This is a genomic window from Herbiconiux sp. UC225_62 (genome assembly GCF_042694625.1).
In the GTDB taxonomy this organism is placed as follows: domain Bacteria; phylum Actinomycetota; class Actinomycetes; order Actinomycetales; family Microbacteriaceae; genus Herbiconiux.
In genome coordinates this window covers 1,611,106-1,624,996 of the sequence record NZ_CP170551.1, presented here as the reverse complement: position 1 = coordinate 1,624,996, position 13,891 = coordinate 1,611,106, and the positions used below count along the sequence as shown (strand labels likewise).

Genomic DNA, 13,891 nt, shown 5'->3' with positions numbered 1-13,891 from the left:
GTCGCCGCCGCGACGGCCGAGTGACTCAGTCGTCGCCGAGGAGGATGGCGGCGGCCGCGATCATCTCGAGCATCCGCTCGCGCATGTGCCCGATGTGCTTCTTCACGGCAGGCTCGATTCCCGCGTAGTCGTGCGCGACCATCGCCTGGTAGAGCTCGTCGTACTCCTCGGCGCAGGAGAGCAGGCGCGACTGCATCGATGCCGCGCGCAGCCAGAACCGCTGGATGCGCCGCCTGGTTTCGCGCACCGTCTCAGCCACCAGCACGTTGCCGGAGAGGGTGTTCGCGTAGCGGTGGAACAGCTGGTCGGCGAGTGCCCAGCCCTGCCGGTCGTCGTTCGCCGCTGCCTTGTACATGTCGTCGACGTAGCCCTTGAGCTTCTTCGCCTCGTCGTCGGTGAGGGTGGATGCGGCCTTGCGGCAGATGTAGGTGTCGAGCACCTCGAGCAGGTCGCAGGCGTCGTTCACCTCGGTGGCGGTGAGCTGCGAGACGGTGAAGCGCGCGTTGTCGGTGCGCTTGACCAGCCCCTCCTTCTCGAGGCGCTGCAGCGCTTCGCGCACGGGGGTGCGACTGATGCCGAGCTGGCTCGCGAGTCGGTTCTCCGACAACGGCGAACCCGACCTCAGCCGGAAACCCGTGATCTCCGCGAGCAACCACTCGTACGCGTCGTCGACGCGGGAACCCGCCTCGGAAACGGCCATCATCACCTGCCCTCAGCATTCAATTCTAGTGCGCGTCGCCGGATGCCCGCCCCCTGCCTCGAATCACCCGGACACGCCGCTACGAGGGTCAGTATTCCGACCGATTCTGGCGATTCGCCGAGCGGACTCCGTCAGGCGGCGAGGAGAAGTGTGGTGGGCGCGGACACGCGTGCGTCGGAGCCGCCGGCGGCACCGAGCTCGGTGCGCGACTCGATCGAGATCACCGGTGCCAGCCCGATCCCGGCCATGGTGGCGTCGGCTTCGGCGGTGGCGGCTCCGCCGAGCTCGCGGCTCACGGCGCCGAGCAGGTCGGCGAGCGAGAGGTCGAGCACGCGGCAAACGGTCGCGAGGATCTCGGACGAGACCTCCTTGCGACCCCGCTCGATCTCGGAGAGATAGGGCACCGACACCCGCGACTCCCGCGCGAGATCGCGCAGGGTGAGCCGGCGTTCGAGGCGGATGCGCCGCAGAACGTGGCCGATCGCGTGGCGGAGGAGCATGACGCCAGGGTACGTCGCCCGCGCTCGCGGCGCATCCGTTCCCGCCCGCGTGGCGGTCGTGTCTGCTGTCAGCAGAATCCCCCGGCGACGGGTCTGCCGACCGCAGAACCGGGCGACACGGATGCCCCACCCGGCGCATCCTGAACCCGCACCCCCACACGACACGAGCCGGAAGGACATCATGACCGACGCCCCCACCACCGGAGACCCGCAGCTCTACCAGCGCCTGCTCGACGAGCGGATCGTCTTCCTCGGCACCGAGGTGACCGACACGGTCGCCAACGAGATCTGCGCGAAGCTCCTGCTGTTGAACTCCATCGCGCCCGAGAAGGACATCTACCTGTACATCAACTCCCCCGGCGGATCGGTGACCTCAGGCTTCGCGATCTACGACACGATGAATTTCGTGCAAGCGGATGTCGCGACCGTGGCCCTCGGATTCGCGGCGTCGATGGGGCAGTTCCTGCTGTCGTCGGGCACGCCGGGCAAGCGGTACGCACTGCCGAACGCGAGCGTGGTGATGCACCAGCCGCACGGCGGTTTCGGGGGATCGGCGGCCGACATCCAGACGCAGGCGCGGCAGATCCTCGCGTTCAAGCGGCGGATGGCCGAACTCACCAGCGCACAGACCGGGCGGACGGTCGAGCAGATCACCTCGGATGCCGACCGCGACCGCTGGTTCACGGCGGAGGAGTCGCGCGAGTACGGTTTCGTCGACCACATCGTGGCGTCGGCTCAGGGGCTGCGGGCCGTGACTCACTCTTGAAGGGGACGGGATCAGTGAGCTAGTCTCATCTTCTCTGAAGGGGACGAGATGCTGACGACACTGGAGACCAGGGCACTGACCGAGCCGATCGACCGGCGGCAGTACCGCGAGTACCGGAAGCGCACGCGCACGCCGGGGCGCGCGCTGTGGCCCCGCGTCCTGGGGCTTCTCGGAACGGCTGCCCTGATCCTGTTCCTGTCGCTCTACGTCACCGACTGGGACTTCGACCTCGCTCCTTGGTTCGCGATCGGGATCGCCCTGCTGTTCCTGCTCAGCGGCGTGCTCGTGCGTCGGGCGACCGCCAAGCGGCGGCGACTCCGGTACCGGCTCGACCGGCTCGCCCGGGACAACGGCTACCGGCTCGAGCACGACGTGGCCGATCCGGGCACCCCGGGTCTCCTGTTCCGTCTCGGCACCAAACGCTTCACCGTGGTGCGGATGACGCCCGCCTCCGACCCCGGTGGGCTGGAGATCGGGGTCCATGCGCGAACCGAGGCCGGGGCGGCCGGTGGTGCGGCGGTCGTGGAGACGCTGTACGTGCTGGTGAGGAGGCCGGGATCGTCCGCGATCGTGGATGCATCACCGCGTGAGCAGCCTCGCGTTGCCGCGGTGTCACCCGCGGGACCGCCGACACTCGCCACGCTCGACGATCTGCCGCGCGCGGTCGTCGTCGGGGCCGGCGCGGAGACGGTCTTCTCCTACGAAGAACTCGGCGACCACACGATCGGGTACCTCGCCGACGTCCTCGATCTCGCCGAACCTCGGAGCTGGGAACAGATCGCCGCGGTTCGGAACTGGATGCAGTCGCGGCGCTCCTGACGGGACGCGGCCTTCGTCAGGCGCCTGTACCGGTGTATTCGATGGTCGGTGGGAAGGTCGCGATGAGCACCGAGACCGTCGAGTCGGGCGACCAGTGGCCGTTGGCGTCGAGGCGCTGCTCGCCGACGAAGGCATAGAGCAGGGCGCCCACGAAATCGGGGGAATCCAGGCGGAAGGTCGCATTCGGCACGCCGGTGACGACGTAGCCGTCGGCGGTGGTTTCGAGCTGCGGCACGGGCGTCGTGACGTCGAAGGGAGCCGATGGCGGTGACGTCAGGGTGGTGTCGCCGGCGGTGATCGTCTGGGTGGCGACGACCGAGGTCGTGCCGGGGCCGATACCCGGGAAGGCGAGCGTCCAGTGTCCGTTCGTGTCGGCGACGGTCGACCACGAGGTCACACCACCCTCGGCCCGTGCGACCGTGACGGTCGCGCCGGCGCGCGCGGTTCCGCTTGCCTCGGGGTAGATCGAGGCGGGTGCTGCGACGGCCGCCGCGACAGGCGCGTCGGGCGTGCCGAGGCCGGGGTCTGTACCCGGGTCGGTACCGGGATCGGTGCCGGGGTCCGTACCCGGATCGGTGCCGGGATCCGTACCCGGATCAGTGCCGGGATCCGTACCCGGGTCCGTACCAGGACCCGTCCCGGGATCCGTACCCGGACCAGTACCAGGACCCGTACCCGGGCCGGTGCCAGGACCTGCACCGGGGTCGGCACCCGGACCGGTGCCGGTTTGCGTGCCCGGCCCGGCGCCCGGGGCCGATCCATCTCCGGCGTCGGGCGGCGGATCGGATGCCGACCGCGCGTCCGGGGCAGGAGCATCCGGGAGCGTGGAGCGCGGCGATGTCGTCGTCGGGTCCTCCGGCGGGGTGGGCGGCAACGACGGCTGACCGGCCGGGGGAGTCGCTGGAGGAGACGGCACGGAATTCGGGAGAGCGTCCCCGCTCGGATCAGCCGAATCATCCGTCTGCGATGCAGCAGGGTCCGCGAGCGCGGTGTCGCCGCCGCCTGTCAAAGTCGGTCCGAGGACGACCGCCATCGTGATTCCCGCGCCCGCCAGCAGCAGGGCTCCCGCCGCCGCAATCCCGACCACCGTCGCGGTCGCCAACCCGGCGCCCCCCGACGGCAGCCCCTGCACCCGCGGCGCCCGCCGAAGACGCGCCGACCCCACTCGCCCCGCTCCCGGCAGTGGCCCCACCGGCAGACCCGCCGACCCCACTCGCTCCATTCGCACCGACGCCACCAGCACCGCTTCCCACGGACACTCCGCTGACCCCAGTCGAGCCGCCGGCACCCGCACCGCTGGCACCCGCGCCGGTCCCACCGCCCGCAGCCGCCGCGCCACCACCGCCGGTCGCTCCACCCCCAGTCGCCGCGCCACCACCGACGCTCGCTCCACCCCCAGCTGCCGCGCCACCACCGACGCTCGCTCCGCCCCCAGTCGCCGCGCCACCACCGACGCTCGCTCCGCCCGCACCCATGCCGCTCCCGCCGGCCGTGCCGCCGAAGGCCGCATGTCCACCCAGCAGCCCACTGCCGCTGCCCATCCCGCCCGGAATCAGACCCGCACCCGCCGCTGTGGCAACCGCCGCCGCACCGTGCTGGAGCGACGCGAGGTACGCACCGGCCCCGGTGAGCCCGGCCGCCAGCGGCAGCAGCACGAGCGCGATCCGCGAGCCGATGTGGCTCGCCTCCTCCGCGACGATCTGGCACTGCGCGCAGCCGGCGAGGTGATCCGCCACCTGCGCCGACGCCCGGGCGCCGAGCGACCCGCGCGTGTAAGCCGCGAGCCGCTCGATCGTCGTGCGGCACTCCGGCGAGGTGGTGGCCGACGACAGATGCGCCGAGATCCACGCCTGCCGCAACCCCTCGCGTGCCCGCACGGCGAGCGCTGCCACGGCGTTCGGCTTCATACCCAGGAGCGCCGAGACGTGCCGCGGACTCATCGACTCGACCTCGGTGTACCAGAGCACCTCCTGCCACCGAGTCGGCAGCGACCGGAACGCCCTCGCCGTGGTCGACCGGTCGAGCGAGGCGAGCACCTCGTCTTCACTGGTGGTGGGATCTTCGAAGGTATCTGGATCGTCGATCTGCACCGGTTGCTGCACTCGCCCCCACGACGACGCCACATTGCGCACGGTGGTGAAGAGGTAGGGCCGGAACGCCCCGAGCGGACCGCCGCCCCCGCGGATCGCCGCGAACACCTTCGCGAAGGCCTCGGCGACCACGTCGTCGGCATCGAGCGAGGTGAAGGATCGCGCGACCGTCAGCGCCGCGCCGGAGTGCCGGCGCCAGAGTTCGGCGAAGGCCTCACGATCTCCCGCGCGCGATTGCTCGATGAGGGCGCGATCGGATGCCGTCGAGAGATCCTTCATCCCGGCCCCTTCCCCCGCCCCCGAGACATTGTAGGCATGCGCGTCGGGCATCACGAGGGTCGCGCCCTCTCATCGCCGGCCTCGCGCATCCGTTCACCTCGCTGCTCCTGCCGGTCACCCAGCCTTCACGGAGAGAGACGCACGGATGCGCCGATCATGACGCGAGTTCGGCGTGGCCGCTCAGCGGGCCGCGTCGAGTTCGCGCAGCACGTCGGCGAGCTGATCGACAGCCCAGTCGAGATCGTCGGCTTCCACCACGATCGGCGGGGCCAGGCGGATGGTCGACCCGTGGGTGTCCTTCGCTAGCACACCCCGCTCCATCAGCAGTTCGCAGACCTCGCGCCCGGTGGCGAGATCGGGGTCGACGTCGATCCCCGCCCAGAGCCCGGCCCCGCGAACGGTGATGACGCCGTGCCCGATCAGTTCGCGCAAGCGCGACTGCAGCCGGCCACCGAGGCGGGCCGCGCGTTCCTGGAATTCGCCGGTCGCGAGCATCCGCACCACTTCGAGCCCGACTGCCGCGGCGAGCGGGTTTCCGCCGAACGTCGATCCGTGCTCGCCGGGGTGGAACACACCGAGGATGTCGCGATTCGCGACGACCGCCGACACCGGCACGATGCCGCCGCCGAGCGCCTTGCCGAGGAGGTAGACATCCGGAACCACACCCACCAGATCGCACGCGAAGGTCGCGCCGGTGCGCCCCAGCCCCGACTGGATCTCGTCGGCGATGAAGAGCACGTTCTCGGCGGTGCAGATCTCACGCACCCGCGGCAGGTAGTCGGCGGGAGGCACGATGATGCCCGCCTCGCCCTGGATCGGCTCGAGCAGAACCGCGACCGTGTTCGGGTTCTCCTCGATGACGCGGGCCAGAGCATCCGCGTCGCCGTAGGGAACGCGAACGAACCCGGGCGTGTAGGGGCCGAAGTCGTCACGCGCCACCGGGTCGTCGCTGAAGCTGATGATGGTGGTGGTGCGGCCGTGGAAGTTGCCGTCGGCCACGATGATGGTGGCGCGATCATGCTCGACGCCCTTCACGCGGTAGCCCCAGGCGCGGGCGAGCTTGATGCCCGACTCGACGGCCTCCGCTCCCGTGTTCATCGGCAGCACCATGTCCTTGCCGGCCAGCGCGGCGAGCTCTTCGACGAAGGGACCGAGGCGATCGGAGTGGAACGCGCGGCTGGTGAGCGTGATGCGGTCGAGCTGCGCTTTCGCCGCCTCGACGAGTCGCGGATGCGAGTGTCCGAAGTTCACCGCCGAATACGCGGCGAGGCAGTCGAGATAGCGTCGCCCGTCGACGGCGGTGATCCAGGCGCCCTCGCCGGTGGCGGCGACGACGGGGAGCGGGTGGTAGTTGTGGGCGGCGTGCTCGTCTTCCTTGCCGAGGACGTCTTGCTGAGTCATCGCGCTGGTCGCGGCGGTGGAGTTGACCGAGTTGAGAGAGTTGAGGGAACTCATCGGCGGAGCTCCAAGGTGCAGCACTTGACGCCGCCGCCGCCGAGGAGGAGTTCGGAGAGGTCGACGCCGATGGGGTTGTAGCCGCGGTCGCGGAGTTGCTGCTCGAAGCCCTTCGCGCGGGCGGCGATCACGACGTTGTAGCCGTCGCTGATCGAGTTGAGGCCGAGGACGGATCCGTCTTCTTCGCTCACGATGATCGCATCGGGGTAGAGGCGCTCCAGCGTGGCTCGGCTGTCTTCGTCGAACGCGCTCGGCAGGTAGGCGATGTTCGCGCCGGCGTCGTCGGTGAGTGGATCGAGCACCGAGATCGCGGTGTCGAGATGGTAGAAGTTCGGGTTCACGAGGGTGAGACTCACGACTTCGCGGTCGAAGAGCTCGGCGATCTCGCGGTGGCTGTCGGTGGCGCTCCGGAACCCGGTGCCGGCCAGGATGCGCGAGCCCACGAGCAGGAAGTCGCCCTCGCCCTCGTTGACGTTGCGCGGCTCGACGACGTCGTAGCCGTTCGCGCGGAACCAGTCCATGAACGCGGGGCCTTCCGGCTGCCGCTGCGGGTGGGTGAAATTGGCGCCGTAGGCGACGTTGCCGATCACGAAACCGCCGTTGGCCGTGTAGACCATGTCGGGCAGGCCCTCGATCTGCTCGATCAGCTGCACGTCGTGGCCGAGCTCCCGGTAGGTGTCGTAGAGGGTCTGCCACTGGCGAACAGCGAGCGAGGTGTCGGTGGGCACCGCCGGATCCATCCACGGGTTGATGCGGTAGGCCACCGTGAAGTGCTCGGGTCGGCACATCAGGTAGCGGCGCGGCGTCGCGATGCGGGGCACCTTCGCGGCGTGCTCTGCGGTGGTGGAATTGAGGGTCGGCGTCGACATACGGTCTCCTTGAACAAGCGAACGGCTCGTGACGAGCGGTCTGTTCGAAGTACGGATGGCGGACCAGCGCGCTGTCCTGGGGCCCCGACCGGGGCACGCCTCTTTCAGTGTCGCACGCGCATTCCGCCGTTTCGCGCTGCGGGGCACGCGAAAATTGCGGAGATTCGGGTTTCACGCAAGTTCCTGGCGTAGCATCACGGCATGGACGCTTTGGACCACCGCATCATCGACCTCCTCAAGATCAACTCGAGGAGCGGATACGGGGACATCGGGCAGGTGATCGGCCTGTCGGCTTCAGCCGTGAAGCGGCGCATCGACAGGCTCGTGGCCGACGACATCATCACGGGATTCACCATCCAGCTCAACCCGGCCCTCGACGGCACAGTGACCGAGGCCTACGTCGAGCTGTTCTGCCGGGGAACGGTGGCACCGGCCGAGTTGAAGCGAATCCTCTCGGGAGTTCCGGAAGTGGTGGATGCCGGCACAGTCACGGGTAGCGCAGATGCGATCGTGCACATCCGGTCGCGCGACATCCCGAGCCTCGAGGATGCGTTGGAGCGCGTGCGGATCGCCCCGAACGTCGATCACACGCGCAGCGCGATCGTGCTCTCGAACCTGATCCGGAGGTAATGCCGTGGCCGACGGGCTCGGGATCGAGGTGCGGATCGACCCCGCGTCGGGCGTGCCGCCGTACGAGCAGCTGCGCACGCGCATCCGCGATGCCGTCGCCTCCGGGGAACTCGCGGCCGGAGCGCGGCTGCCGACGGTGCGCGCCCTCGCCGCCGAACTCGGCCTGGCCGTCAACACCGTCGCCCGCTCGTACCGCGAGCTCGAGACGGATACCCTCATCGAGACCCGCGGACGACTCGGCTCCTTCGTCTCCGCCACCGGCTCTCCCGCGCATCGCGAACTGCAGACGGCCGCGCGCGCCTATGCCGATCGCGCATCGAGCCTCGGCGTCGACCCGGCCGAGGCACTCGACCTCGCCCGCGCGGCCCTCGGGCTCGGCTCCGCCTCCACGCCAGCGCGGGCACCGGAGTAGCCCGCCCTGCCGGAAGGGCCGGACAGGACGGGAAACTCCTACTCGAAGAGGTCGTCGGTGAGCACGCTGGGGTTGCCGAAGCGGTGGTTCGTGACGCTGATCGCCTGCTCCTTGAGGAACGGCAGCAACTCGACCCGGCCCGCGCGCGTCACCTCGTCGGCGTAGACCGCGATGTCGGGGCTGCCGCCGAGCGCGTGGGCGAGCGCTCGTGCGTCGCCGCCGATCAGGCGGATGCGCGGCACCACCCCGATGTACTCCGGCGCCCGGGCGAGCCAAGCCGCGTCGTTCTCGATGACCACGCGCACCCCGCGCTCCTTGAGCAGCGCGCGGAGCGGTCGGGGCAGCTTGGCCGCCGAGCTCACGATGACCTTCGACCGCGCCAGCGTCGACGCCGCGAGGATGCGCACCAGTTGGTGGAGCGCCTCCCCCTCCGAGAGCCGTACGACCACCGGCACCGGCAGGTACCGCAGCACATTGCGCTCGACCCCGAGGGCGGAGACGTCGCTGGGCGCGAAGATCGTCTCCCAGGCCACCTGGTCGCTCTTCGCTCCGCGGCGCGCGATGTCGAAGTCGCCCCACTCGAGACCCGCGGTGGCGGTGTCGAGCAGTTGCGCCACCCGGTCGTCGAGTCCGGCCAGGCTCAGCCCCTCGCTCGGCGCTCCTGGCTCATTGCGCCAGCTGCCGAGGTGCACCAGGTAGTTGGGGCCCCCCGCCTTGGCGCCTGCGCCCACGGACGACTTCTTCCAGCCGCCGAAGGGCTGACGTCGAACGATCGCTCCGGTGATCCCGCGGTTGATGTAGACGTTGCCCGCCTCGACGTCGGCGAGCCAGTGCTGGATCTCGGCCGCGTCGAGGGAGTGGATGCCCGCGGTGAGCCCGTACGGCACCGCGTTCTGCAGCTCGATCGCCTTCTCGAGACTCGGCGCGTTCATGATGCCGAGCACCGGGCCGAAGTACTCGGTGAGGTGGAACGGGGTGCCGGGCAGCACTCCCTCGCGCACCCCGGGCGACCAGAGACGGCCGGTCTCGTCCAGCTGCCGCGGCTCGATGAGCCACCGTTCGCCGACACCCAGCGTCGTGAGGGCCTCGGCGAGCTTGCCCGACGCCGGTTCGATGAGCGGCCCCATCTGCACGGTGGGATCGCTCGGGTAGCCCACGCGCAGGGAGCGCACGGCGTCGACCAACTGTCGGGAGAACCGTTTCGACTGGGCGACCGACCCCACCAGGATCACGAGGCTCGCGGCAGAGCACTTCTGCCCGGCGTGCCCGAACGCGCTCTTGACGATGTCGGCCACCGCGAGGTCGAGATCGGCGCTGGGCGTGACGACGATCGCGTTCTTGCCGCTCGTCTCCGCCAGCAGGGGGAGGTCGGGCCGCCACGACCGGAAGAGGGACGCCGTGTCGTAGGCGCCGGTGAGGATGAGCCGGTCGACCCGGGTATCCGACATCAGCCGTCGACCCAGTTCGCCCTCGTCGACATCGGCGAGTCGCAGCACCTCGCGCGGGATGCCCGCCTCCCAGAGTGCCTCCACCATGACGGCGGCCGAGCGCTTGGCCTGCGGCGCGGGTTTGATGATGACCGCGCTGCCGGCGGCGAGCGCCGCGAGCACGGAGCCGGCCGGGATGGCGACCGGGAAGTTCCAGGGCGGCGCCACGACGGTGAGCGCCGACGGCACGAAGACCGCACCGTCGACCGAGTCGAGCTCGACGGCCGTGGTGGCGTAGTAGTGGGCGAAGTCGACCGCCTCACTGACCTCCGGATCGGCCTGGTCGATGGTCTTGCCGGTCTCCGACGCCATCACCTCGATGAGTCGGTCGCGGTTGCCCTCGAGTGCGTATCCCGCTCGCCGGATGGAGCCGGCACGCTCGGCCGCGCTCCGAGGACCCCAAGCGGCACCGGCCGCAGCCGTCTCGGAGATCAGCGTCTCGAGACCCATCGCATCCGTCACCTGCGCGGCCGCGATCGTGTCGACACCCAGGGTCGAGCTCTCGACTCGGGCAAGGATGCGTGTGCCCCACACCCTGTTCGCGAGGAGCGACGGATCGGTGTCCGGTGCATTGCGGAACTCGCCGCCGGCGGGTTCGAGCTCGCCGTGGAGGCGGTCTTGCGTGCGGTTCGGCACCGGCACCTCGTTCGGCGCGGCGTCGAGCGCGGCGAGGGAGGCGAGGAAGCGGTCGCGCTCCTTCGCGAACGCCGCGGGATCGGCGGCCAGGTCGAACACCGACGACATGAAGTTGGCGTCGCTGGAGTTCTCCTCGAGTCGGCGCACGAGGTAGCCGATCGCCACATCGAACTCCGCGGGTGCGACCACGGGTGTGTAGAGCAGCAGGTGACCCACGGTCTTGCGCACCGCGTCCGCCTGCGCGGTGGCCATGCCGAGCAGCATCTCGACGTCGACCGCCTCGGCGACGCCTCGCTGATTCGCCAGGAGCCAGGCCCACGCGACGTCGAACAGGTTGTGGCCCGCGACGCCGATCCGCACAGCATCCACGTGCTCGGGACGCAGTGCCCAATCGAGCACCCGCTTGTAGTTGGTGTCGGTGTCCTGCTTCGTGTCGTACGTGGCGAGCGGCCAGCCGTGCAGCGCCGCATCGACGTGCTCCATGGCGAGGTTGGCACCCTTGACCACGCGCACCTTGATCGGGGCGCCGCCGCGCGCGCGGCGTTCGGCCGCCCAGGCGTGCAGGCGCTGAAGGGCGGAGAGAGCATCGGGCAGATAGGCCTGAAGCACGATACCGGCCTCGAAGTCGAGGAACTCCGGCTCGTCGAGCACACGCTGGAACACCGCGATCGTGAGATCGAGATCGCGGTACTCCTCCATGTCGAGGTTCACGAACTTGCGCCGGGGGGCGACGACGCCCACGCTCGACGCCACGGTCTCGGGGCCGAGCAGTCCTTTGCGCGCGGCGATGCGGTAGAGCGGGATGAGGCTCTCGGCGACGCGCTCGACCGTCTGGTCGAAGGCCCACATGGAGAGCTCGCTCGCCACGGAGGAGACCTTCACCGACACGTAGTCGACGTCGGGCCTCTCCAGCAGGGCTTTCGTGCCCTCGAGGCGATTCGCGGCCTCGCGATCTCCGAGCACCGCCTCGCCGAGGAGGTTGACGTTCAGTCGCACGGTGTCGGAGCGCAGCTCCTGCACCGCCGGCCCGAACTTCGCCGGCCGGGCGTCGACGATGAGGTGCCCCACCATACGGCGCAGCACGCGGCGGGCGATCGGCACCACTACGCCCGGAAGGACCTCGCCGAGAACGCCCCCGGCGGCGATGGCCGCCCGCAGGTACGACGGAAGGAACTGCGGCACGCGCTTGGCGAGCTTCTGCAGGTTCTTGCCGGCCACGAACAGGTCTTCCGGCCGGGCCACCCCGTCGACGAAGCCGACGGTGAACGCCAGCCCGTTCGGGTCTTTCAGCACCCCCGCCAGACGCGCGGCCGAGGGGTCGACCGGCGAATTCTTGCTCTCGTCAAGCCAGCGCCGCGCCAGCTCGACGGCCTCGTGGGCCAGGTCGAGAGATGCGGGCTTGGGCTCGGTGTCGTTCTGCTCAGCCATGTCTTAGAGGATAGGTCGTCGACCTCCCGGTTACGCTCAAGGCGTGCAGACTGTGGATGAGTTCGACGTCGTGGTCATCGGTGGAGGACACAACGGCCTTGTAGCCGCGTGCTACCTCGCCCTTGCGGGCCGGAGGGTCTGCGTGCTGGAGCGCCTCGATGAGCTCGGCGGTGCAGCCGTCTCCTCATATGCCTTCGACGGCATGGATGCGAAGCTCTCGCGATACTCCTACCTGGTGAGCCTGTTCCCGCGCGCGGTGATCGACCAACTGGGCCTCGACATCCGACTCCGCCGTCGGCGCTACGCCTCGTACACCCCCCTCCCGGACGCCGATCGTGGGCTGCTCGTCGACACCGAGGACCAGGAGGCGACTCGAGCATCGTTCGCCGCCGTCGGCGCGGACACCGATGCCGACGCCTACGCCCGGCTCGCCTCCGACCTCGGCCGCGTCGCCACAGCGCTGTGGCCCACGATGACCGAACCGCTCCCCTCCCGCACCGAGGCTCGGCGCCTGCTCGGCGACGACGACCTCTGGGCATCCCTGTTCGAGCGACCCATCGGGGAGTTGATCGAGCAGCGTTTCGAGAGCGACGTCGCGCGCGGAATCGTGGCGACGGATGCGCTCATCGGCACCTTCGCATCCGTCCACGACCCCGGACTCGCGCAGAACATCTGCTTCCTCTATCACGTCATCGGCGGCGGCACCGGCGACTGGGACGTGCCGGTGGGCGGCATGGGCGCCGTCACCGGCGAGCTCGTGCGCGCCGCGCGGGAGGCCGGCGTCGAGTTCCGCACCGGCGCTGAGGTCGTGTCGCTGACCCCAGAAGGATCGGTGGAGTACCGGACGCGAGGCGCGCGCGAGGGCCACGGCGACGAGACGCGGAGAGTGAAGGGCGGTCGGCTGCTGGCGAACGTGGCGCCGGTGGTGCTGGAGCGGCTGCTCGCAGCCGGCGGCAGCCCCATCGATCGGGAGCCGGGTCCGAGTCCGAGTCCGATGGCAGCGACCACCCCCGAGGGCGCCCAGGTCAAAGTCAACCTCCTGCTCTCGCGCCTCCCCCGTCTGCGCGATCCGGATGTCGCCCCCGAGGCCGCCTTCGGCGGCACCTTCCACATCAACGAACTGCTCAGCCAGCTCGAGCAGGGCGTGCGATCCGCCGAAAGCGGCGAGCTCCCGAACCCGCTGCCGGCGGAGATCTACTGCCATTCCCTGACCGATCCGAGCATCCTGTCGCCCGAGCTTCAGGAGCAGGGCGCGCAGACCCTCACGGTCTTCGGCCTGCACACCCCGCACCGTCTCGGCGCCGACGCCGAGACCCTTCAGCGCGCGGTGCTCGACTCGCTGAACAGCGTGCTGGCCGAGCCGATCGAGCCACTGCTGCTGACGGATGCGCACGGCCGTCCGTGCATCGAGACGAAGACGACGGCCGACCTCGAGCGCACCCTGGGGCTCCCGGGCGGCAACATCTTCCACGGGCCGCTCAGCTGGCCCTTCGTCGACGACGACGCGCCTCTGAAGACGGCCGCCGAGCGGTGGGGCGTCGCCACGCGGCATCCGCGCATCCTCCTCTGCGGATCGGGTTCGCGCCGGGGTGGCGCCGTCTCCGGCCTCGGTGGCCACAGCGCCGCGATGGCCGTGCTCGCAGACGACCTCGACCGCTAGCCGGTAGCCGCGCAGCACGGATGTCGCTGACCCGCCTGCCGCGCCGACACGCCCAAAAGCATCCCGCTTTCTGGTCGGTGCACATCCAAGGAGGCGACCCTTTCCGATCTCATGCGTCTACAAGGCAAAGATGAGACTAAGCAGCCGTTTCTGCGCATCT

Annotated in this window: 12 protein-coding genes; 5 read left to right on the top strand and 7 right to left on the bottom strand. The window is 70.0% G+C overall.

Features of this window, described 5'->3' with window-relative positions; genetic code table 11:
• Positions 1 to 25 precede the first annotated feature (25 nt).
• Complete coding sequence (locus ACFJGU_RS07775) at positions 26 to 700, bottom strand: GntR family transcriptional regulator (protein ID WP_382309162.1); 675 nt, start codon at positions 698 to 700, stop codon at positions 26 to 28.
• 131 nt (positions 701 to 831) lie between these two features.
• Positions 832 to 1,200 (bottom strand): helix-turn-helix domain-containing protein, encoded by a 369-nt coding sequence (locus ACFJGU_RS07770; RefSeq protein WP_382309160.1) that lies wholly within the window; start codon positions 1,198 to 1,200, stop codon positions 832 to 834.
• 181 nt (positions 1,201 to 1,381) lie between these two features.
• On the opposite strand from ACFJGU_RS07770, the gene ACFJGU_RS07765 reads away from it, so the two are divergent.
• Complete coding sequence (locus ACFJGU_RS07765; RefSeq protein ID WP_382309158.1) at positions 1,382 to 1,966, top strand: ATP-dependent Clp protease proteolytic subunit; 585 nt, start codon at positions 1,382 to 1,384, stop codon at positions 1,964 to 1,966.
• Positions 1,967 to 2,014: 48 nt separating this feature from the next.
• Entirely contained in the window at positions 2,015 to 2,785 is a 771-nt protein-coding gene (locus tag ACFJGU_RS07760) for a hypothetical protein (protein WP_382309156.1), read from the top strand.
• 16 nt (positions 2,786 to 2,801) lie between these two features.
• Here ACFJGU_RS07760 and ACFJGU_RS07755 read toward each other — a convergent pair whose 3' ends face one another.
• The 4 genes from ACFJGU_RS07755 to ddaH form a co-directional block, all read right to left on the bottom strand.
• Complete coding sequence (locus ACFJGU_RS07755; RefSeq protein WP_382309154.1) at positions 2,802 to 3,701, bottom strand: hypothetical protein; 900 nt, start codon at positions 3,699 to 3,701, stop codon at positions 2,802 to 2,804.
• Positions 3,702 to 3,738: 37 nt separating this feature from the next.
• Entirely contained in the window at positions 3,739 to 5,154 is a 1,416-nt protein-coding gene (locus tag ACFJGU_RS07750) for a sigma-70 family RNA polymerase sigma factor (protein ID WP_382309153.1), read from the bottom strand.
• Between the two features lie 180 nt (positions 5,155 to 5,334).
• Complete coding sequence (gene rocD, locus ACFJGU_RS07745) at positions 5,335 to 6,555, bottom strand: ornithine--oxo-acid transaminase (protein WP_382310310.1); 1,221 nt, start codon at positions 6,553 to 6,555, stop codon at positions 5,335 to 5,337.
• Positions 6,556 to 6,605: 50 nt separating this feature from the next.
• Positions 6,606 to 7,478, bottom strand: coding sequence for a dimethylargininase (gene ddaH / locus ACFJGU_RS07740; RefSeq protein WP_382309151.1), 873 nt, complete (start codon positions 7,476 to 7,478; stop codon positions 6,606 to 6,608).
• A 201-nt stretch (positions 7,479 to 7,679) separates the two neighbouring features.
• On the opposite strand from ddaH, the gene ACFJGU_RS07735 reads away from it, so the two are divergent.
• Positions 7,680 to 8,108, top strand: a complete 429-nt coding sequence (locus ACFJGU_RS07735; protein WP_092550120.1) for an Lrp/AsnC family transcriptional regulator — start codon at positions 7,680 to 7,682, stop codon at positions 8,106 to 8,108.
• A gap of 4 nt (positions 8,109 to 8,112) precedes the next feature.
• On the top strand, positions 8,113 to 8,520 hold the full coding sequence (locus ACFJGU_RS07730) for a GntR family transcriptional regulator (RefSeq protein WP_382309148.1): 408 nt from the start codon (positions 8,113 to 8,115) through the stop codon (positions 8,518 to 8,520).
• 38 nt (positions 8,521 to 8,558) lie between these two features.
• Here the strand turns inward: ACFJGU_RS07730 and ACFJGU_RS07725 are convergent, their stop codons facing one another.
• A complete protein-coding gene (locus ACFJGU_RS07725; RefSeq protein ID WP_382309146.1) occupies positions 8,559 to 12,071 on the bottom strand; it encodes a bifunctional proline dehydrogenase/L-glutamate gamma-semialdehyde dehydrogenase in 3,513 nt (1,170 codons plus the stop codon).
• A 43-nt stretch (positions 12,072 to 12,114) separates the two neighbouring features.
• On the opposite strand from ACFJGU_RS07725, the gene ACFJGU_RS07720 reads away from it, so the two are divergent.
• Positions 12,115 to 13,731 (top strand): phytoene desaturase family protein, encoded by a 1,617-nt coding sequence (locus tag ACFJGU_RS07720; RefSeq protein WP_382309144.1) that lies wholly within the window; start codon positions 12,115 to 12,117, stop codon positions 13,729 to 13,731.
• Positions 13,732 to 13,891 lie beyond the last annotated feature (160 nt).